The 19,056-nt window shown below is 71.0% G+C and carries 16 protein-coding genes; 3 read left to right on the forward strand and 13 right to left on the reverse strand.

Annotated elements, in window-relative coordinates:
• Window positions 1–9 precede the first annotated feature (9 nt).
• From ACZ562_RS00990 to ACZ562_RS01020, 7 genes are all read right to left on the reverse strand, one after another.
• The gene (locus ACZ562_RS00990) at window positions 10–1,077 is read right to left on the reverse strand and encodes a glucose-1-phosphate thymidylyltransferase (protein WP_471172637.1); all 1,068 of its coding nucleotides are present in this window, start codon (window positions 1,075–1,077) and stop codon (window positions 10–12) included.
• A complete protein-coding gene (locus tag ACZ562_RS00995; RefSeq protein WP_471172640.1) occupies window positions 1,074–2,057 on the reverse strand; it encodes a UDP-glucuronic acid decarboxylase family protein in 984 nt (327 codons plus the stop codon). The genes ACZ562_RS00990 and ACZ562_RS00995 overlap by 4 nt, the downstream gene beginning before the upstream one ends.
• A 19-nt stretch (window positions 2,058–2,076) precedes the next feature.
• Window positions 2,077–3,396: a UDP-glucose dehydrogenase family protein gene (locus tag ACZ562_RS01000; protein WP_471172643.1), complete on the reverse strand. Its 1,320-nt coding sequence runs from the start codon at window positions 3,394–3,396 to the stop codon at window positions 2,077–2,079.
• Window positions 3,397–3,493: 97 nt separating this feature from the next.
• Window positions 3,494–4,798: a glycosyltransferase gene (locus tag ACZ562_RS01005; RefSeq protein ID WP_471172646.1), complete on the reverse strand. Its 1,305-nt coding sequence runs from the start codon at window positions 4,796–4,798 to the stop codon at window positions 3,494–3,496.
• A 113-nt stretch (window positions 4,799–4,911) separates the two neighbouring features.
• Window positions 4,912–5,859 carry an NAD-dependent epimerase/dehydratase family protein gene (locus ACZ562_RS01010; protein WP_471172649.1) on the reverse strand — a complete coding sequence of 316 codons (948 nt, stop codon included), beginning with the start codon at window positions 5,857–5,859 and terminating at the stop codon, window positions 4,912–4,914.
• Window positions 5,859–6,584: a sugar transferase gene (locus ACZ562_RS01015; protein ID WP_471172652.1), complete on the reverse strand. Its 726-nt coding sequence runs from the start codon at window positions 6,582–6,584 to the stop codon at window positions 5,859–5,861. Before ACZ562_RS01015 ends, ACZ562_RS01010 begins: the two co-directional genes overlap by 1 nt.
• 92 nt (window positions 6,585–6,676) lie before the next feature.
• Window positions 6,677–7,741: a glycosyltransferase family 4 protein gene (locus ACZ562_RS01020; RefSeq protein ID WP_471172654.1), complete on the reverse strand. Its 1,065-nt coding sequence runs from the start codon at window positions 7,739–7,741 to the stop codon at window positions 6,677–6,679.
• 113 nt (window positions 7,742–7,854) lie between these two features.
• Here ACZ562_RS01020 and ACZ562_RS01025 point away from each other — a divergent pair, with 113 nt between their 5' ends.
• Window positions 7,855–9,297 (forward strand): tyrosine-protein kinase domain-containing protein, encoded by a 1,443-nt coding sequence (locus tag ACZ562_RS01025; protein WP_471172657.1) that lies wholly within the window; start codon window positions 7,855–7,857, stop codon window positions 9,295–9,297.
• Window positions 9,298–9,315: 18 nt separating this feature from the next.
• Window positions 9,316–10,698, forward strand: a complete 1,383-nt coding sequence (locus ACZ562_RS01030; protein WP_471172659.1) for an O-antigen ligase family protein — start codon at window positions 9,316–9,318, stop codon at window positions 10,696–10,698.
• 77 nt (window positions 10,699–10,775) lie between these two features.
• Here ACZ562_RS01030 and ACZ562_RS01035 read toward each other — a convergent pair whose 3' ends face one another.
• The 6 genes from ACZ562_RS01035 to ACZ562_RS01060 all read right to left on the reverse strand — a co-directional run bounded on the left by ACZ562_RS01035 (window position 10,776) and on the right by ACZ562_RS01060 (window position 18,067).
• Window positions 10,776–11,801, reverse strand: coding sequence for an NAD-dependent epimerase/dehydratase family protein (locus ACZ562_RS01035; protein ID WP_471172662.1), 1,026 nt, complete (start codon window positions 11,799–11,801; stop codon window positions 10,776–10,778).
• Window positions 11,798–12,862 carry a glycosyltransferase family 2 protein gene (locus ACZ562_RS01040; RefSeq protein WP_471172667.1) on the reverse strand — a complete coding sequence of 355 codons (1,065 nt, stop codon included), beginning with the start codon at window positions 12,860–12,862 and terminating at the stop codon, window positions 11,798–11,800. The genes ACZ562_RS01035 and ACZ562_RS01040 overlap by 4 nt, the downstream gene beginning before the upstream one ends.
• A complete protein-coding gene (locus tag ACZ562_RS01045) occupies window positions 12,859–14,058 on the reverse strand; it encodes a glycosyltransferase family protein (RefSeq protein ID WP_471172671.1) in 1,200 nt (399 codons plus the stop codon). Before ACZ562_RS01045 ends, ACZ562_RS01040 begins: the two co-directional genes overlap by 4 nt.
• Entirely contained in the window at window positions 14,055–15,533 is a 1,479-nt protein-coding gene (locus ACZ562_RS01050) for a lipopolysaccharide biosynthesis protein (RefSeq protein ID WP_471172674.1), read from the reverse strand. Before ACZ562_RS01050 ends, ACZ562_RS01045 begins: the two co-directional genes overlap by 4 nt.
• Window positions 15,534–15,677: 144 nt before the next feature.
• Entirely contained in the window at window positions 15,678–16,736 is a 1,059-nt protein-coding gene (locus tag ACZ562_RS01055) for an LCP family protein (RefSeq protein WP_471172678.1), read from the reverse strand.
• On the reverse strand, window positions 16,736–18,067 hold the full coding sequence (locus ACZ562_RS01060; protein ID WP_471172682.1) for a DegT/DnrJ/EryC1/StrS family aminotransferase: 1,332 nt from the start codon (window positions 18,065–18,067) through the stop codon (window positions 16,736–16,738). The genes ACZ562_RS01055 and ACZ562_RS01060 overlap by 1 nt, the downstream gene beginning before the upstream one ends.
• A gap of 153 nt (window positions 18,068–18,220) precedes the next feature.
• Between ACZ562_RS01060 and ACZ562_RS01065 the strand changes: the two genes are divergently transcribed.
• On the forward strand, window positions 18,221–18,985 hold the full coding sequence (locus tag ACZ562_RS01065; RefSeq protein WP_471172684.1) for a TetR/AcrR family transcriptional regulator: 765 nt from the start codon (window positions 18,221–18,223) through the stop codon (window positions 18,983–18,985).
• Window positions 18,986–19,056: the final 71 nt, after the last annotated feature.

The following is a 19,056-nucleotide window of genomic DNA, read 5'->3' on the forward strand; positions in this document are numbered from 1 at the left end:
ACGTCGTGATCAGGACGCGAGCTGCACTCTGCTGTGGTCGCCGAGCACCAGCCGGTGCACCGCCGGATTTCGGGGCGCGGGGCTCACCTCGACGTCGTGGCCGATCAGCGACATCTCCACGCGGCGCATCCCGACGACGGACGCCCCCCGCAGCATGATCGAGTACTCGATCTCGCTGTCCTCCAGCCGGCATTCCTCGGCGATGGACGTGAACGGTCCGACGTAGGAGTCGGCGATCACGGTCCCGGCGCCGATGACGGCCGGCCCGACGATCCGGCTGGCGAACACCTTCGCCCCGTCGTCGATCCGGACCCGGCCGATGATCTCACTGACGTCGTCCACGGAGCCGTGGACCCGCGACTCGACGTTCTCCAGGACGGAGCGGTTGACCTCGAGCATGTCGGTGACGTTCCCGGTGTCCTTCCAGTACCCGGAGATCGTCGTGGCGCGCACGTCGCGGCCCTGGTCGAGGAGCCACTGCAGTGCGTCCGTGATCTCCAGCTGACCGCGCCGGGACGGCCGGACGTACCGGACGGCCTCGTGCACGGCCGGCGTGAAGAGGTAGACCCCGGCCAGCGCGAGGTCGCTCTTGGGCCGCTGCGGCTTCTCCTCCAGGCCCACCACCCGTCCCGCCCGGTCCAGTTGGGCGATGCCGAAGGCGGTCGGGTCGGGCACGCGGGTGAGCAGGATGCCGGCGTCGGGCCGCTCGCGGCGGAAGTCGTCCACCACGTCGGAGATGCCGCCGACGATGAAGTTGCCGCCGAGGTACATCACGAAGTCGTCGTCGCCCAGGAAGTCCCGGGCGATCAGCACGGCGTGGGCGATCCCGAGCGGTGCCTGCTGGGGGACGTAGGTCACGTCCAGGCCGAACCGGGATCCGTCCCCGACGGCTTCACGGATCTCCCGCCCGTTGTCCCCGACGATGATTCCGGTCTCCCTGATGCCGGCGGCGGCGACGGCCTCCAGGCAGTAGAAGAGCACCGGCTTGTTGGCCACCGGGACCAGTTGCCTGGCGAACGTGTGGGTGATGGGCCGGAGCCGAGTGCCGGCTCCGCCGCACAGGACGAGCGCCTTCATGATCGCCACCCCGCAGGGGATCGCCGCGCCGACCGTGCGACGGTGCCTTCGTCCGGCTTGGCCGCGAACCAGGCGACCGTGCGCAGCAGCCCCTCGTCCAGCGGCACCCGGGGCTGCCACCCGAGATCGTCGCGGGCCCGGGTGATGACGGGGCACCTGCGGACCGGGTCGTCGACGGGCAGCGGCAGGTGGCGCAGTTCGCTGTCCGATCCCGTGATCCGGAGCACCAGCTCCGCGAGTTCCCGCACGGTCCGCTCGCCGGGGTTCCCGAGGTTGTACGGGCCGGGCAGGTGGGCATCGACCATGGCCAGCAGGCCGCGGACCATGTCGTCGACGTAGCAGAAGCTGCGGGTCTGGCCGCCGTCGCCGAAGACGGTCAGCGGCTCTCCGCTCAGCGCCTGCCGGACGAAGGTGGACACCACACGGCCGTCGTGCGCGCGCATGCGGGGCCCGTACGTGTTGAAGATCCGGACGATGCCGGCGTCGGCGTCGTGGCTGCGCCGGAACGCCGTGGTGAGCGCCTCGGCGAAGCGCTTGGCCTCGTCGTAGACGCTGCGGGGCCCGATGGGGTTGACGTGTCCCCAGTAGTCCTCGTGCTGCGGATGCACCTCGGGATCGCCGTAGACCTCGCTGGTGGACGCCAGGACGAAGCGGGCGCGGTGACGGAGCGCGAGCCTCAGCAGGTTCTCCGTGCCACGGCTGCCGGCGGCCAGCGTCTGCAGGGGACGGCGGGTGTAGTCGAACGGCGAGGCGGCACTGGCGAGATGGACGATGGCGTCGACGACCCCCTGGACCCGGAACCGCTCCGCCACGTCGCACGGGATACACACGAATCCCGGCTGGCGGAGCAGGTGGGCGATGTTGGCCGCCCGGCCCGACGAGAAGTCGTCCAGGCAGCAGACACTGTCGCCTCGTTTCACCAGGGCCTCGCACAGATGCGATCCCAGGAAGCCGCTCCCGCCGGAGACTATGACACGCATGGGGTCCTCCATCCTGCCGTCACGCGAGCGGCGGACGGCCCGGGGCACGGATCGTCCAGCCCGCCGAGCGCCAGAGCTCTGCGTCGAGGGTGTTGCGCGCGTCGACGATCACCGGGGTGCGTACGCCGGTGGCGAGGACGGCGGGGTCGATCTCGCGGTACTGGGGCCATTCGGTCAGGTGCAGCACGATGTCGGCCTGCTCGCACGCCTTGGCCACGTCCAGCGCGAACTGCAGCTGGGGGCACATGGCCCGGGCGTTGTCGACGGCTTCGGGGTCGTGGACGCGGACCCGGGCCCCCAGCTGCCGTACGGTCTCGGCGACCGCGAGCGCCGGGGAATCGCGGACGTCGTCGCTGTTCGGTTTGAAGGACGCCCCCAGCACCGCGACGCTCATGCCCGCGAAGGAGCCGCCGACGAGCTGCTGCGCCAGGTCGACCGTGCGCTGCCGCTGCCGCGTGTTGATCTTGTCGACCTGGCGGAGGATGGCGACCGACTCCCCCCGTCCGAGCTCCTCGGCCCGGGCGGCGAAGGCGCGGATGTCCTTGGGCAGGCAGCTGCCGCCGAAGCCGAGGCCCGGAGCCAGGAAGCGATGACCGATCCGGGAGTCCGCGCCCATCGCCTCCGCCAGGGTCAGCACGTCGGCCCCGGTGGCGTCACAGATCTCGGCCATGGCGTTGATGAAGGAGATCTTGGTCGCGAGGAAGGAGTTCGAGGCCACCTTGACGAGTTCGGCGGTGGCGGTGTCGGTGGCCATGAAGGGGACCCCTGACGCCGGCAGTGCCGCGTAGATCTCCCGCAGCCGCTCCTCGGCGTGCCGCGAGCGGACGCCCGCCACGATGCGTTCCGGCCGAAGGGTGTCCTGGACCGCACAGCCCTCGCGCAGAAACTCCGGGTTCCAGGCGACGTCGGCCCCGGGGGCGACGGCCTGCAGCCGCCGGGCAAGGCGCTCGGCCGTCCCCACGGGCACGGTGGACTTGCCGACGACCAGCACCCGGCCGCTGTCGTTAAGATGCGGGGCAAGGCCGTCCACGGCGGCGTCGACGTACCTCATGTCGGCGGCACCCGAATCGGGATGCTGCGGGGTGCCGACACAGACGAAGTGCGTGTCGGCGAACCGTGCGGCCTCGGCCTGCGACGTGGTGAAACGCAGTCGGCCCCCGTCCACCGTCCGCTTGAGCATCCCGGACAGTCCGGGCTCGTAGAACGGGGGCCTGCCGGCGGCGAGAGCGGCGATGCGCTCCGCGTCGACGTCCACACCGAGCACGTCGTGCCCGATCTCCGCCATGCAGGCCGCATGGACTGCTCCTACGTATCCGGTGCCGATTACTGTCAGGCGCATAGTGGTCTCCGTGGTGGGGGCGTCGTCCGAGGCGAATCACCGTTGGACGCTCGGATCAGGGATCGAGGGGCCGAGGACAAGGGCCCCGGCGCTGGGTTCAGAGGCCCGGGGCGGCCCCTTGGACAGGACTCGGGCCGAAGGGTTCCTGCTCGGGGAGAGGCGGCAGGCCGAGCAGTTCGCGGTAACAGGCGTCGACGGCCGCGCACATGGCCGTGGGCTCGAAGGACGTACGAACCCGCCGACGGCCCTGCCGCCCCATCTCGGCGGCTTCCCTCGGGTGGTCCAGCAGCCAGCCGACGGCCCCGGCCTCGCCCTCGGGGTCGGCCGGTGCCACGAGCAGGCCCGTGGCACCGTGCTCGACCAGATCGGGCACGCCGTTCACCGCCGTGGCGACGACCGGGCGAGCGGTGGCCAGCGCCTCGGTGAGTGCGCGGCCGAGGCCTTCGTACAGCGACGTCGTCACGAAGACGTCAAGCCCGGCCACCAGCCAGGAGGCGTCCGGCCGGTGCCCGGTGAAGGTCACGTCGACGCCCATGTCCGCGGCGAGGCTGCGGGCCTCCCCCTGCAGCGGGCCGTCACCGATCACGACGAACGCGGTGTCGGGGCGCACGGCCCGGATCGCGGCGGCCATGCGGATGAAGTCCTGGGGGGCCTTCTGATAGTCGATCCGGCCGACGGTGCCGATGAGGGGCGTCCCGCGGGGCACGCCCAGCACACGGCGGGCGACGGGGTCGAACCGCTCGGGGATGGTCTCCAGATCCACAGCCGACGGCACCACGCGGACGCGGCCCGGCGGGGCGAGGTGCTCTTCGACGGCCTCTTCGGCCACGCGCGGCGCGACGGCGAGGAACGCATGGGTGAATCGCCGCGTCGCCCGCTCCAGCCAGCGGTACGCCATGCGCCTGCGGCGGGACATGTAGGGGTGGAAGCTGAAGCCGTGGAAGGTGTGCACCACCACGGGCGTACGGGACAGCCGCGCCGCGGCCCGCCCCAGGAATCCGCCCTTGCCCGAGTGGGTGTGCACGACGGTGAACCGCTCGCGCCGGATGAGGCGCACCAGCCGCCACAGCACCAGCAGGTCCGCGGGCGTCAGGGTGTGCCGGAAGCCCGGTATCTGGACCGTGCGCAGCCCGGCGGCACGGGCCCGGTCCCAGAGGTCGCCCCCCGGGACCCCGGCGATCCACACGTCGTACCGCCCGGGGTCCATTCCCTCGGCCGACAGCAAAGTGTTGCCGCCGGCTCCCGCCACGAAACGGGTGATGACGTGAAGGACCTTGATGCGGGGCAGCACCGGCGGTGCCGGCAGCGTCGCCGCCGGTGCCACCTGCGGGGGCGCCTCGGGCCAGCCGACGGCTTTGCCGTCCGTCCGACCCGGGCCGCTGACGAGCATCCCGTTCCGCATGGTCCATCACCACCATCGACTGAAGTCGTATATTTACGCTGTATACGTACATCATACCAACCGGGCGTTTCAGGTCAATCCGGACATATGACCCTTACGGAGCCGCCCGGGTGTCAGGCGGCCGGCACCGGCCGGCCCACGTGCGCGGCCTCGACCATCGCCGCGAGTCCGTCCCGCACACCCGTCGCGGGCCGGAAGCCGAAGGCCTCACGGGCGACGGTGATGTCGGCGGCGGTACGGCGGGCGTCACCGGGCCGGCGCGGTACGTGCACCACGGGCACGGGGGCACCCATCAGCCGGAGCAGGGCGACGGCCTGATTCATCGTCACCTCGGAGCCGCCGCCCACGTTGGCTACACCGTTCCACGAGGAGACCGCCGCCTTGCGCATGGCGGTGACGACGTCCGCGACGTAGGTGAAGTCGCGGCTCTGCTCTCCGTCTCCGTACAGCGTGAACGGCCGCTGCGCGAGGGCCGCCGTGACCAGCCGGGAGAACGCCATGTCGGGTCGCTGCCGGGGGCCGTAGACGCTGAACAGCCGGAGGGAGACGGCCGGCACGCCGAAAGCGGTGCGATACGTCTCGCACAGGTGTTCCGCGGCCAGCTTGGTCACGCCGTACGGGGACACAGGCATGGGCCGCACGGTCTCCCTGGTCGGATACGTCTCGGCATCCCCGTAGACCGACGAACTGGAGGCGTACACGAGCCGGCGCAGTCCGGTGGCTCTGGCCGTCTCCAGGACGCGCTGGGTGACCAGGACGTTGCGTTCCACGTAGACGGCGAACTCCGCGCCCCAGGAACCCCGTACGCCGGGCTGCCCGGCAAGATGGTAGACCGCGTCCGCCTCCGCGAAGAGCGGCTCCAGGGGCGCCGCCAGCAGATCGTCCTGCCGGAAGGTGAAACCGTCCCGGCCCAGCAGGGGGCGGAGGTTCTCGCGCTTGCGCGCGGGGTCGTAGAAGTCCGTGAGGGCGTCGACGCCGGTCACGTCGTCGCCGCGGGACAACAGGTGCTCGCACAGGTGGGAACCGATGAACCCGGCTGCCCCGGTCACGACGGCGCGCATCAGGACCGACCTCCCTCGGGGCACCTTTCGGCACGTCTGCCCGCCCTGCCGGAGGGACCGCCGGATGCTTCCCAGGCGGCGGACAGCAGATACCACGGTGTGCGGGCGACGAAGAGAATCACGGTGCCCGGGGTGATGTGCGCCAGAAGCTCCGCGTCCATCGCGACCCGGCGCGGAACCATGACATCGAGGTAGTACGCCTCGGCATCGGGCCTGCCGTCGAACAGCACCGCGTCGGAGCGGGAACGGAGCTGGCAGGGTCCCGTGATCCCGGGGCGGTGACGGAACACCCACCGGCACTCGGGCGGGTAGCGGTGAGCCAGTTCGACGGCCTCGGGGCGCGGGCCCACCAGCGTCATGTTCCCGCGCAGGACGTTGAACAGCTGCGGCAGTTCGTCGAGGCCGAAGCGCCTGAGAAGCCGCCCCGTGCCGGTCACGCGCGGGTCGGAGGTGCCGGTGAGCCCGGGACCCGCGGCGCCCTGCCGCATGGTGCGGAACTTGTAGAGGGTGAACTCACGTGCCCCCTCCCCCATGCGCCGCTGCCGGAAGACCGCCGGTCCGCCGCTCGTGGTGCGCACCAGGACGGCCAGGAACAGCAGCAGCGGTGACAGGACGGCGAGCAGCACCAGCGACACGACGACGTCCAGGGCGCGGCGCGGCCGGGTGAGGCGCACCGGAGTCATGAGCGGGAGGACCTGCTGTCGCAGGTGACCAGTGGTGTCCATGGAGGGTGTCCCTTCATTCGTTGCCGCCGCCGGGTCATGGCCCGGCGCGGTCGGGAACCGGGCTGCCGCGGTCTCGGACCGGGCTGCCGCGGTCATGACGGCGCTCCGGGAAGTTCCAGGGCCGCCGTCCACCGGGAGAGCCAGGCGTCGTAGGAGTACCGCCGGCCGACGACGGCCCGGGCGCCGCGCCCCAGCCGCTCGCGGACGGTGTCCGAGTCGTCCAACAGGCCCTGGACCGCTTCGGTCCATTCGCCGCTGTCGCGGGCGGCCGGCATCCGGAACTGGCGCAGGATGTCGGCGTTCACCCCGATCGGCGTGGCCACCGCGGGCACACCCGCGGCGCCGTACTGGAGCAGCTTGTAGCCGCACTTGCCGCGGCTGTAGGCGGTCTCGGGCAGGGGCATCAGGCCGACGTCTATGCCCGCCAGCACGGTTCGCGCGGTGTGCGGGCTCCAGGCGACCCGGTCGATGAGGGCTTCCAGACGGCCCAGTGAGCGCTGTGTCGTGCCGACGAGCGTCAGGCGGGCGCCGCTGCGGCGGTGGATCTCTTCGAGCGCCTCCGCCACCAGCAGCAGATACGCCTCGTTGCCGCGCGAGCCGATCCAGCCGAGCCGCGGCGGGTCGTGCAGCGCGTAGGAGGTCTTCGGCGTGTAGTCCTCCGGTGCCACGCAGCTGGGTATCACCACGACGTCGCCGTGGTGTTGCGCGGCCCAGTCGCCGAGGATGTCGTTGCCCGCGATGACCCGGTCCGCATGGCGTACGGCGGTCCACGCCTTGTCGGCTTTGGGTGCCAGCCTGCGCGCGAGGCCTCCGGAACCCTGGTCCCACTGCAGGGCGTCGTCGAAGTCGTACACGGCGAACTCCGCGCTCGACAGCAGCCGCCGCTCCCACCAGCCGCGGCTGAGCGGGGACGCCTCCCGGTGCAGCAGCAGACGCCTCGGCCGCGCGGCCGCGAGCCGCCGCAGTCGCAGTTCCGCCCGCGCCACGGCAACGGGGTGCCGGGCGAGACGGGACGGGGAGGCGTCGGCGAGCGAGGCATAGCCGCTGACGGCGAAATCGGTGTCGACGCGGTCCAGCCATTCGTAGACACGGACCCGCGAGCTGCCTGCCCCGCGGCTGTAGGGAGTGACCGCGCAGTGGGCCGGGTGTCGATCCATGACTTCACTTCCTACACTCGACACTGATATCGTACATTTACGTCGTAAACAGGAATATGCCTTGATGTCCGCACGGAGTCAAGGCGGCCGCACGGACAGCTGGAGGAGCTCCCATGGATCTCCGCGAATACGTCGATGTACTCCGCCGCCGGTGGCGGTTCGTCGTGGTGTGCGTTCTGCTGGGCCTCGGCGCGGCGGTCGCCTTGACCGCCGTGACGCCGCGTACGTACACGGCGAAGGCGCAGCTCTTCATCGCCACCAACGACAAGGACGCCGCCAACGCCTACGCCGGCGGGCTCTTCACACAGCAGCGGGTGAAGTCCTATACGAAGATCGCGAACAGCCCCGCCGTGCTGCAGGGCGTCATCGCGAAGCTGCATCTGGACACCACACCCGCGCAGCTCGCGACGAAGATCACCGCGCTGGCGCCGCTGGACACGACCCTGGTCGACATCCGAGTGCAGGAGCGGTCCGCCGCGCGCGCGCAGGCGATCGCCGACGAGACCGCCGTCCAGTTCACGAAGTACATCGACAGCATCGAGAAGGCGACCAGGGACGCCCCACCGCTGGTCAAGGCCAGCGTCGTCGGTGACCCCGGCCCGCCGTCGACCCCCACGAGCCCCCGCCCGGCACTGAACCTGGCGATCGGGCTGCTGTGCGGTCTCGTCGTCGGTGCCGCCGGCGCCGTACTGCGCGAATCGCTGGACACCACCGTCCGCTCGGCGGGCGACGTCCAACGCCGTCTGGGCATCGCGACGGTGGGCGCTCTGCCCAAGCCTCCCCGGCGTCGCACGAACACCCCGGACGCCGCCGGCACGACACAGCGGGACGAGGCGCTGAGCCAGCTCCGCACCCGGCTGCGCTTCGCGGGCGACGGGCGCATGCCGAGCTCGCTGCTGATCACCAGCACCCTGCCCGAGGAGGGCAGGACCGAGACCGCCATCGACCTGGCGCTGAACGTCGCGCGGACCGGCCGGCGGGTCGTCCTCGTCGACGGGGATCTGCGCCGGCCGCGTCTGGCCGGGGCACTCGGCCTGTCCTCCACCACCGGACTGACGGACGTCCTCACCGGAGGGGCGGCACCCGACGACGCGCTCCAGACCTGGGGAAACGGACTGATGCGGGTGCTGACGGCCGGAACCCCCGTACCGGACCCGAGCGCACTCCTCTCGTCCCGGTACATGACCCAGCTGCTGCGCACCCTCGAGGCGGACGCGGATGTCGTGGTGGTGGACAGCCCTGCGCTGCTCCCCTACGCCGACGCGGCGATCCTCGCCACCGAGGCGGAGTCGGTGCTCCTCGTCGTCCGGACCGGCAGGACGCGCCACGAACTGGTGCGCCGTTCGCTCGACAGCCTGGCCGCCGTCCACGCGCGCGTCCTCGGCGCCGTTCTCGCCGGCCCGCCCGCCGAGCGGTTCGCCGGCCGGCACCCCGGCACCGAGGTGACGCCGCCCAACGGCCCTCCGGTCCCTGACCGCCGGCGGTCACCGCTGCCCGAGGAGCAACCGGCGCCGGTGTCCGTCGACGCCCACTCCCCTGCCGGGCACCACGAGTAGGCACAGGGAGGGCTCCGCATGTCGCAGGCTCAGTCCACCTCGGTTCTGATCGTCGGAATCCTGGCCCTGCTGGCCCTGATCCCCTGGGCGGTGGCCTTCCACAGGGCCCGCCTCTTCAGGGACTGGGACCTCACCGCGACCCTGGTCCTGCTGGTCGGAGTGCTGGCCAACGTGGAGACCGCCGCGGACATCATCGGCTCGGGCCGCCAGGAGCGCCTGGATCCGCTCGGCCAGGCCGTGATCGGCTTCCCGGCGTGGGTGACCCGCATCGGAGCGATCGCCAACGGCATCCTGCTGGTCGCGTGTGTCGCCTTCGTCGTCTACCGGCTGGTGTTCGTGCGCGCCCGCATCAACACGGCACCGCTCATCGCCTGCGCGATCGTCCTGACCCTCGGCGCGTCCGACGGCCTGCACGGTGAGCCGTTGTGGACACCCAGACAGCTCACCCTGCTGGCCGCCCTGCTCGCGGCCACCGTGGGGCGTCCCGGACGGTCCGCGTTCGTGGGCGGTGCCGCCGTCGCCATGGTGTACACCGTGGTGGGCGGGGTCGAGGCGCTCATAGAACCGGCGAGCGTCGTACGCCCCTGCCGCGCCGACAACGAGTGCACCGTTCTCGGAATCCACTACGCGGGCGTCTTCAACAACGAGAACATCTTCGGCATGTTGCTGATGGTGGGCATCCCGTTCGTCTGGATCGGTCTCCGCGGCAGGGTGCGGATTCTCCTGGCGGCCTACCTCGCGTTCCTCGCGGCCACCACGGGGAGCATGCTCGCCGGCACGGCGGCGGTCGCGACGGTGATCCTGCTGGTGGTACTGCGCCCGAGGCTCCGGGACGAAGGCGCCGCGGGGGCGGGAGGAGCCGCGCGCGGTTCGCCCGGACGCAACCTCCTTGCCGTGTGGGCCCTCATCGGCGCGGCCGTCCTCGGTTTCCTCGTCCCTCTGCGCCACGACGCCTTCGGCGACCTGCGGCTGCGGGCCGCCATCTGGGACATGGCGAAGGAGGAGTGGGCCCGCTCGCCGCTTCTCGGATACGGCGGCAAGGCGTGGTCGGCCAAGTACTGGCAGGGCGAGATTCCCGCCGCCGTCTCGCCCTCGCTGCACAATCAGTGGATCGACCTGCTGTACGCGGGCGGACTCGTCGCGGTCGTCCTCTTCGTCGCGCTGCTGGCGTATCTCCTGTTCCGGGACGGCGCCAGGGGACTGCCCGTCGCAGCCTGTGTCCTGCTCCCGGTCCTGCTGGGCTCGGTCGTCGAACGCCCCTGGGCCTTCGACATCAGCAACTCGCTGACCTTCTCGCTGGTCGCGGTCGCACTCATGCCGATCGCCGCACACCGCAGCGCTACGGCGCAGCCACCGGCCGGACTCACGCGTGAGCCGGCCGAGGCGGCGGGCTCACGGTAGCGACCAGCTCACGGCAGCCACCACGAAGGAGGAGGCCCGGTCCTCGGACCGGGCCTCCTCCTTCGTCTTCTTCCTTCTCATCGCTCTGCGCCGGCGGGGTGCTTCCCGTTGTGAAGCCGGACCTCCTGCTTCGACATCTCGAGGGCCCGCAGATGATTGCTGTACCGCGGCGAAAGGTAGTCCTGGTAAGCGCCGCTCATCATCGCGTCACGGATCTCGCGCACACCGTCGACCACGCGGAAGCCGTTCGAGAAGGACAGCGTCTCGCGGATCAGGGAGAAGTCCACCCGGTAGTTCCGCGGGTCCCGCACCTCCCCGAGAACGTCGGTGACCGATCCGGGGATCTCCTGCCGGATCAGCCGGGCGAGGTCCTTGATGAGGTAGTTCTCCTCGTTCGAGCCGCAGTTGTACACCGCGGCCAGCGAACCCGACGTTCCCTTCAGGCACTTGAGGATTGCCGAGGCGGCATCACGGACGTGGATGAAGGGCCGCCACTGAGAACCGCCATTGACCACGATGCGTCCCTGCGCGAGGGCGCTCGCCGTCATGATGTTCACGGCCAGGTCGAAGCGCATACGCGGAGACAGTCCGTGCAGTGTCGCGAACCGCAGGATGCAGGGTTCCGGCCCGCTGCCGTGCGGTGAGAGAAGGTAGTGCTCCGCCAGGACTTTGGTCTTCGCGTAGACGGACTGGGGGTCGAGCGGGGACCACACGTCGACCTGGTCGCCCCCGGTGCTCCCGTAGTTGCTGCAGGTGGACGCGAAGACGATCCGGCCCACGCCGAACCTCCTGCATGCCTCCACCACCCGGATCGTGCCCAGGTAGTTCGTTTTCATCGCCAGATCCTCGTCCACCCCGCAGGCGGGATCTCCGACGATCGCGGCGAGATGGACCACTGCGTCGACATCCGTCAGAGCCGACTGCCAGGAACCCGGGTCCAGCACGTCTCCCTGCAGATACGTCACATGAGGCAGGGGATTGCGTGTGTCGGACGCATAGCCGCTGTCCAGTGACAGCACCTCGAATCCGCTCCGGGACAGCATCTCGTTGACGACAGAGCCCAGATAGCCCTGCCCACCGGTGACGAGAATCCGTGTGTTCATTTCCTTGCCTTTCCTGCCGTGCCAGGGGTGTGGCGCCTTTCGCGCACAGGACGTGCACGCTGTGCTCTCGTGGTCTGCCGAAGCCGAGCGGGCGGGGGCGGGGGCGGGCCCAGCGCGTGATCGCGGCGGATCCACCGCAGGAACTCCCGCTGGACGGCGAGCGTGGCCCGCAGTTCCACGCGCTGTCCCCGCACTGCCGCCCCCAGCAGCCGGGCCACGGGTTCCACCGACAGGCTCAGGCCCGTCAGCAGCCACGCCTGGCGCTTCGGCCAGTGCCGGAACATGTAGCGGGCGCGGCTGCACAGCAGCAGGTAGTGCCGCCACGGTCCGAGCTGGACCGAGCTGACCTCGCCGGCGTGATAGACCCGCGCTTCCCTGATGTGGTACGAGGGCCGGCCCGACTTCCGCGCCCGCAGGGCGAAGTCGACCTCTTCCAGGTACAGGAAGTAGCCTTCGTCGAAGCCGTCGAGCTCGGTGAACAGGGGCCGGCGTACCAGGAAGAACGCGCCGATGACCTGATCGACGGGACCCGAGCGGGGCACTTCCTCCGGGCGCATGTGGTGCGACGGGAAGAGCGCGGGCGCCAGCCGGTCGAGCCCTGTCATCCGGCCGGCGAAGATACGCGGGCTGGGGAACCTGGAGCAGGACAGCTGAGGGCGTCCCCCCGCGTCCACCATGCGTGCCCCGAAGATCCCGAAGCGTGCCGCCTCAGGGGTCCGCAGGAACTCGCCGGTGGCCCGCAGCGTGTCGCGGCAGAGTTCGGTGTCCGGGTTCAGGAAGAGCAGGAACTCCGAGTCGCAGAGCGCCGCACCCTGGTTGCAGGCTCGGGCGAAGCCCCGGTTGTCGGGGTTCCGCACCAGCCGGATCGGCAGACCGGGGAAGAACAGGTCCCGGCAGGAGCCGTCGCTCGACGCGTTGTCGACGATCACCACCTGGCCGACACGGAGCACCGACCGGTCGGCCCGGGCGATGGAGCGAAGGCAGTCTTCGAGGTGGCGTCCGGCGTTCCAGTTGACGATCACGACGTCGACGGTGAGGGTGCGCGCTGGTGCGGTGTTCATGAGGACTCGTACCTTGCTGCCGCCGCGGTCTCCCGCTCGGCCCGGCGGGGCGAACCGTCCAGCAGCCGTTGAAGCGGCTCCAGGGTCCGGTTCCAGTCCAGTCGCCGTCCCTGCTCGTACGCCGCGTCGCTGACCGCGGTCCAGCCGGCCTCGTCGCTCAGCGACTCGATGACGCCGGCGAAGTCCTCCTCGGTGTAGGGCACCGATCCCTGGAGCAGGTCGAGGTGGCGCCGCCAGGCCGGGACCAGGACGGGGAGGCCGTGTGCCAGATAGTGCAGATGCTTGGCGGAGAAGCCCTCTTCGCGGATCGGGTCCCGGGTGCACGTGATCAGCCCGAACTGATACTCGCTCAGGACCTCGGGAGACGCGTAGCCGCGGTAGCGGATGCCGAGGGACGGGTCCGGCGGCGGGCCGCCGTAGACGTCGATGTGGGGATACAGCCGGCTCAGCCGTGCGAGCAGGGGGAGGTTGATGAACTGACTGCTGAGGGAGCCGACGTAGGCCACGCGCGGCGGCCGGGCGAACCGCGCCCGGTCGGCCGACGGGGTGCAGCCCCAGTTGAGCTGGACGAAGTTGTCACCGCTGAGCCCGTAGTGTGCCTGGGCGTAGCGGCCGTAGGTCTCCCAGGAGAACGACAGGTGCTCCATGCCTTCCAGGAAGTCCTTCTCCCAGCGGCGGAACCTCCGGTGCTGACGTCCGGTGAGCCGGCCCTCGTGGAGCACCTCGTCGGCCCACGGGTTGGGGCAGTCGTAGAGAGTCTCGGCGGAGGTGCCCGTCGTGAGCACACCCGCGTCGAAGGGGGTCTCGCAGATGACGAGGTCGAAGTCGTCGAGTGCGAGTTCCGTCCGGAGGATGCGCCGGCGCAGGTGGTGGTCCGTCAGAAGCACGTAGTACGAGAGGTGGCGTCGTCCGAGGCCCCACCGCCGGGTGAGCAGCCTGGACGCGACGTCGTTCGCGTACAGTGCCAGCTTGGCGGGGCGCAGGGATCCCGGAAGCTTCCGACCCAGCGAACCACTGGTGCTGGATGCCCGGGCCAGGCAGTTGGTGTCCACCAGCTGCACGTCGTGACCCTGCTCCCGCAGGAACCGCTCGATGGCCAGGGGTTTGACGCTGTTCGCGTACCCGTCGAGCTGAGCCACGACCAGGACCCGCCTGCGCCGTCGGCCGCCGGGCCTGTCCGAGGTGATGGGGGTCATGATGCCTCCTCCTTCACAGGCACTCGCTCCGGTGCCTGCGGGGTTCGGGTGAGTTCGCGGGCCATGAGCGACCACGCGATACCGAGGCCGGCGAGCACGGGGAGGCCGGCCAGCAACAGGGGCAGCGCGCCGTGCCAGCCGAGCCTCAGCACCAGGAGCTCTCCGAGACCGGCGGTGATCACGGCCAGCGCGGTCGCCGGCATCCATCTCCTGGGCAGGCGCCGCTCCCGGAGATCCGCCAGCCGGCGGCACAGGACGACGAGGTACAGGGAACCCGCGACGAGTCCGACCGAGGTCGCCAGAACGACACCGACGACTCCGAACAGCAGGGTCAGCGGGACGGTGAGCGTCAGGTTCACCGCCGTGGAGCACCAGGAGTACCGGGTTTCCAGCCCGGGGCGGCCGATCGCCCGGACGAAGCAGGTGCGCATCCCGGTGAACGCCACCTGGACGACGTATCCGGCCAGCAGCACGGCGGCCACGGCACCGCTGAGTGCGAGCTCGGGGCCCAGCCACACCAGGACCGCCGGGCCGACCGCCGTGATCGTCACGGCCCCGTAGGTGAGGGCCGCGGGCAGCCAGCGGGACTCCAGGACGTGGAACTCTCTTACCGATCCGGAGAATCCATGGGCGGCGTAGACGTGCGTCATCCGGGTGAGGATCGGGGGGAAGGCGTAGAGCGGCAGGCTGCGCAGGGCGGTCGCCGCCTGGTAGCCGGCCGCGTAGATGCCCACGTACCGCACGGGCAGCAGCGCGGCGATCACCAGGGCGTCGATCTCTCCGTTGAGGAAGACGGTGAAGCCCGACAGCTGCATGCGGGAGGCGTAGCCGACGAAGTCGCGCCGCTCGGCGCGCTGCGGCAGCAGCGGTCGCCGGATGCGGATGTGCCGTGCCCCGGCGCAGAAGCCGCCGACCGTCACCAGCAGGTATCTCATGGTGGTCAGCAGCGCGAGCAGCAGCAGGTCCTCCCCGCCGTTGACGAACACGACCACGGCGACGGCGTACGTGAGACACGACCCCGCGCTGACGGCCGCCAGGCTGCGGAACCGGGCGTTCGCCTGGAGCAGCGCGATGGCGGAGTTGGAGAGCAGGGCCAGGGTGAGGAGCGGCCCGAGAGCAAGCAGCAGCTGCTCGGCTTCGTGCGAGAGCCGCGGCGGAACGTCCAGTGCGGTCACGACGGTGGGGGCGATCAGCACGCTGAGCGCGGTGACGAGCGCGCCGAGCCCGAGGAAGACCGACACCGACCCGACGACCAGTTTCCCCGTGCCGTCCCGGTCGCCGCGGGCGCCGTGGTAGGCGTAGAAGCGTGCGAGGGACGCGCCGATTCCGCCGTCCAGCACGGTGAGGGTGGCCAGGAAGACCAGGATCAGCGACCAGACGCCGAACCGGTCGAGTCCCAGCCGATGGATCAGGCAGGGCGTCAGGGCCAGGTTGGTGAGCAGCGGTGCGATCTGCGCCAGCGCGCTGAAGCCCATGCCGTGGACGAGCGTCCGGGCCGGGCCGGCGGACGCGGTGGCGGACGTGTCCGCCTGTTCTCCGTGCCCTGTCGGGTCCGGGGCGGCCGGCGCCGGCGGGCCGGTGGATCGCTTCGCGTGGTGACGGAGGCACACGTGACCGCCTCACTTCCCGCTGCCGGGCAGGTGGCCCGTCACGATCTCGTGGCACAGCTTCCGCAGGCCGGGCTTGTCGAGAATCAGGACGTACTGGCGGCCGATCATGTCCGAGCGGACGATCGGCGCGGTGGTGAAGCGGGCGTCCGCGGAGTCCAGGTGCCGCAGGCCGAACACGAGTTCGCGCAGGTCGCCGTTGGACAGCCGGTCGTCCACGCTCACGGTCCGGGTGATCGCGTCGAGCATCCGGTGGACCTTGAGCGGGTTGGTGATGCTCGCGTCGCCGCGGATCTCATGGACGAGGGCACGCATGAACTGCTGCTGCCGTTTCATCCGGTCCAGCTCCCCGCCGGGCAGACCGTGGCGCTGGCGGACGTAGGCGAGTGCCTCCTCGCCGCTCATGGTGTGGGTCCCTGCCGTGAAGTGCCGGTGCTGCGACGGGTCGTAGGAGTTCTGGGACACGGTGATCGGCACACCGCCGACCGCGTCGGTGAGCGCCCGGAAGCCGTGCCAGTCGATGACGGCGAAGTGGTCGATCCGCACTCCGGTGAGCCTTTCGACCGTCTGAATGAGCAGCGGCGGGCCGCCCCACGAGAACGCGGCGTTGACCTTCGCGGATCCGTGTCCGGGGATGGGCACCCAGCTGTCGCGGGGGATCGACACGGTGTACGACGTTCGCTCGTCGGGGCCCAGATGCACCAGCATCAGGGTGTCGCTCCGCTGGGCGCCGAACTTCCACAGCGCGGACTCGGCCTCGTTCCCGGTGGTGGGCTTCTTGGAGCGGCTGTCGACACCGGCGAGCAGGAACGTGGTGCCGCCGGTGCCCTTGTGTCCCGGGGCGGCGGGGTCCTCGGGCCGCGGGCCGTCCGGGAAGGCACCGGGTATCCGGGTGACCTGGTCGCCGTAGTGGTCGGTGGCCCACCAGATGCCGCCGGCACCGAGCCCCAGCAGCCCGAGCACCGCGATCACCAGGCACGTCAGCAGGACCAGCAGCCGACGGTGCGGGCGGCGGCCTTTCCCGGCGGGATGCCTCGGCGTCCACTGGTGCCACTGACGGCGGGCGAACATCAGGGGCCCTCCGAGCGGCGGCGGGCCATGACGGTGGCCGGGCGTGCCGTCCGGCTCATACCGGCACCGACGCCGGGCCGTCGGGGCACCAGCCGGGCCAGCTCGGCGCAGACCCGGTCGACCGCCCGCTCGGTGAGGAGCGGGTGCAGGGGCAGGGACAGCAGCTGGGGGAAGAGCAGGTCGGCTCCCGGCAGACCCCCGAGCGGTGTGAGCGCGGTGCGCCGGAAGTACGGCATGTGGTGCAGGGGGATGAAGTGGACCGAGGTGCCGATGCCCTGGGCTGCCAGCCGGTCGACCAGTTCGTCGCGGCCGATCCCGTACTCGTCGAGGACCCGCACCACGTGCAGGTGACGGGCGTGCCGCCCCGCGGCGGGGCGGTCCAGCGGCTCGATTCCGGGAACGGCCGCGAGCGTCGCCTCGTACCGTGCGGCCAGAATCTGCCGCCGTCGCTGCCAGTCGTCGAAGTAGCCGAGCTGGGCACGTCCGATGGCTGCCTGTACGTCGGTCATGTTGGCTTTCAGACCCGGCTCGTCGACGGTGTACCACCAGCGGCCGCCCGGCAGCGTTCGCCGCCAGGCGTCGGCGGACATTCCGTTGAGCCTTGCTCGACGGATCTGTACGGCGAGCTCCGGATCGTCCGTGGTCACCATGCCGCCCTCGCCGATGGGCAGGTTCTTGGTGGCGTAGAAGCTGAAGCAGGTCGCTCTCGACACGCTTCCGACGGACCGGTCGCCCACCGACGTGCCCAGAGCGTGGGCGGCGTCCTCGATGACGTGTGTCAGGGGCAGCCCCGCGGCTTCCGCCAGCTGGGCGACCGGCGCCGGGGCCCCGGCGTAGTGCAGGACCATCATCGCCCGGGGGCGTCCGCATGCCGCGACGGCACGGGCGACGGTGACGGGAGTCGGTGTCGCGGTGCGCGGGTCGACGTCGACCAGCACGGGCCGCAGGCCGGCGTGCAGGACCGCATGGGCCGCGCCGCAGAAGGTCACGGCCGGGACCAGGACGGCTGCGCCGGGCGGCAGCCGCAGGGCGCGCAGCGCCAGCTCGAGCGCGGCCGTGCACGAACTCACCGCGATGGCGTGTTCGGCCCCGACGTGGGCCGCGAAGTCGCGCTCGAAGCGCTGCGTCTCGTGCCCCGTCGTCACCCAGCCCGACGCGAGCACGCCCTGGGCCGCCCTGCGGGCTTCCGGACTGATCCAGGTCACGGCGAAGGGCACGTCCTGTGCGTCCGTGTGGTTCACGGTGAGGGGGTCGGCCGGGTGGACGCCGTTGTGGGCGGGCCGGGTGTGGTCGACGGGTTCCCGCCGGGGTCGGAGACGGTGGACTGTCATTTCTCGCTCCCGGTTCGGCTTGCTCGGGGGTGACGCTGCCGCGCTTCCTGATGACGTATATTTACGACGTATACGTACACTCTGCCCCTGCTGGTGTATAGAGTCAACACAAGAGGGAGACACGGGCGCGGGCCGACCATCTGGAGGCGGGGCATGGCCAAGGAACAGGCGAAACCACGGAGGAAGGCCGCCGGAGCCAGCCCGGCACGCCGGGCGAGCGACCGCGGCCGTTACGGACGGCTGAGCCGGGAACGCGTACTGGCGAGCGCACTCCAGCTGGTGGACCGGGAGGGCCTGTCGGCGCTGAGCATGCGGAGGCTGGGCGCCGAGCTGGGCGTGGAGGCGATGGCCCTCTACCGGTACGCGGAGGGCAAGGACGCCCTCTTGGACGGCCTGGTGGAGGCCCTGTACCTCGAGCTGGAGGAACGGCTGGCCGCCGAGCCGGGCCCGAGCGCGGATGAGCCGGGCCAGGAGACAGGGGGCCCCGCGTGGCACGCCCGGCTCCAGCGCATCGCGAGAGCGACGTACGACGTCTGCCTCGCCCATCCCCAGGCGGTTCCGCTGCTCACCACGCGCATGCTGGCGGTCCCGCTCGCCCAGCGCCCGCTTGCCGTCCTGAAGGACCACGAGAGGGTGCTCGCCCTGCTCCGTGAGGCCGGTCTGGACGAGGCCCGCACGGCTGCCGTGTTCCGGGCCTTCACGGCATGGCTCCTCGGCTATGTGTCCGCCGAGCTGCGGCTCATGGTGGACAACGCCGAGGAATCGGACCCCGCCTTCCGCCTCGGACTGCACCGCATGCCGCCTCACGAACTGCCCACGCTCCGCGAAACCGCCCCCGCCCTCGCCGTACAGGGCGGACCGGAGGGCCTGGCGGCCGGCCTGGAGGCACTCCTCGACCGCTTCACACGGGCGGAGTGAGCGGCTGGGGCATTCAATCCCCGGCCCTCGGTGGACCGTGCCTAGGGCGGAGCTGTCGACGTGCGCGCCGC

The sequence above is a fragment of the Streptomyces sp. NPDC040410 genome, assembly GCF_055595715.1.

Coding starts and splice junctions, on each gene's coding strand:
- ACZ562_RS00990 (WP_471172637.1), bottom strand. CDS start 1,077: ATGAAGGCGCTCGTCCTGTGCGGCGGAGCCGGCACTCGGCTCCGGCCC.
- ACZ562_RS00995 (WP_471172640.1), bottom strand. CDS start 2,057: ATGCGTGTCATAGTCTCCGGCGGGAGCGGCTTCCTGGGATCGCATCTG.
- ACZ562_RS01000 (WP_471172643.1), bottom strand. CDS start 3,396: ATGCGCCTGACAGTAATCGGCACCGGATACGTAGGAGCAGTCCATGCG.
- ACZ562_RS01005 (WP_471172646.1), bottom strand. CDS start 4,798: ATGCGGAACGGGATGCTCGTCAGCGGCCCGGGTCGGACGGACGGCAAA.
- ACZ562_RS01010 (WP_471172649.1), bottom strand. CDS start 5,859: ATGCGCGCCGTCGTGACCGGGGCAGCCGGGTTCATCGGTTCCCACCTG.
- ACZ562_RS01015 (WP_471172652.1), bottom strand. CDS start 6,584: ATGGACACCACTGGTCACCTGCGACAGCAGGTCCTCCCGCTCATGACT.
- ACZ562_RS01020 (WP_471172654.1), bottom strand. CDS start 7,741: ATGGATCGACACCCGGCCCACTGCGCGGTCACTCCCTACAGCCGCGGG.
- ACZ562_RS01025 (WP_471172657.1), top strand. CDS start 7,855: ATGGATCTCCGCGAATACGTCGATGTACTCCGCCGCCGGTGGCGGTTC.
- ACZ562_RS01030 (WP_471172659.1), top strand. CDS start 9,316: ATGTCGCAGGCTCAGTCCACCTCGGTTCTGATCGTCGGAATCCTGGCC.
- ACZ562_RS01035 (WP_471172662.1), bottom strand. CDS start 11,801: ATGAACACACGGATTCTCGTCACCGGTGGGCAGGGCTATCTGGGCTCT.
- ACZ562_RS01040 (WP_471172667.1), bottom strand. CDS start 12,862: ATGAACACCGCACCAGCGCGCACCCTCACCGTCGACGTCGTGATCGTC.
- ACZ562_RS01045 (WP_471172671.1), bottom strand. CDS start 14,058: ATGACCCCCATCACCTCGGACAGGCCCGGCGGCCGACGGCGCAGGCGG.
- ACZ562_RS01050 (WP_471172674.1), bottom strand. CDS start 15,533: ATGGGCTTCAGCGCGCTGGCGCAGATCGCACCGCTGCTCACCAACCTG.
- ACZ562_RS01055 (WP_471172678.1), bottom strand. CDS start 16,736: ATGTTCGCCCGCCGTCAGTGGCACCAGTGGACGCCGAGGCATCCCGCC.
- ACZ562_RS01060 (WP_471172682.1), bottom strand. CDS start 18,067: ATGACAGTCCACCGTCTCCGACCCCGGCGGGAACCCGTCGACCACACC.
- ACZ562_RS01065 (WP_471172684.1), top strand. CDS start 18,221: ATGGCCAAGGAACAGGCGAAACCACGGAGGAAGGCCGCCGGAGCCAGC.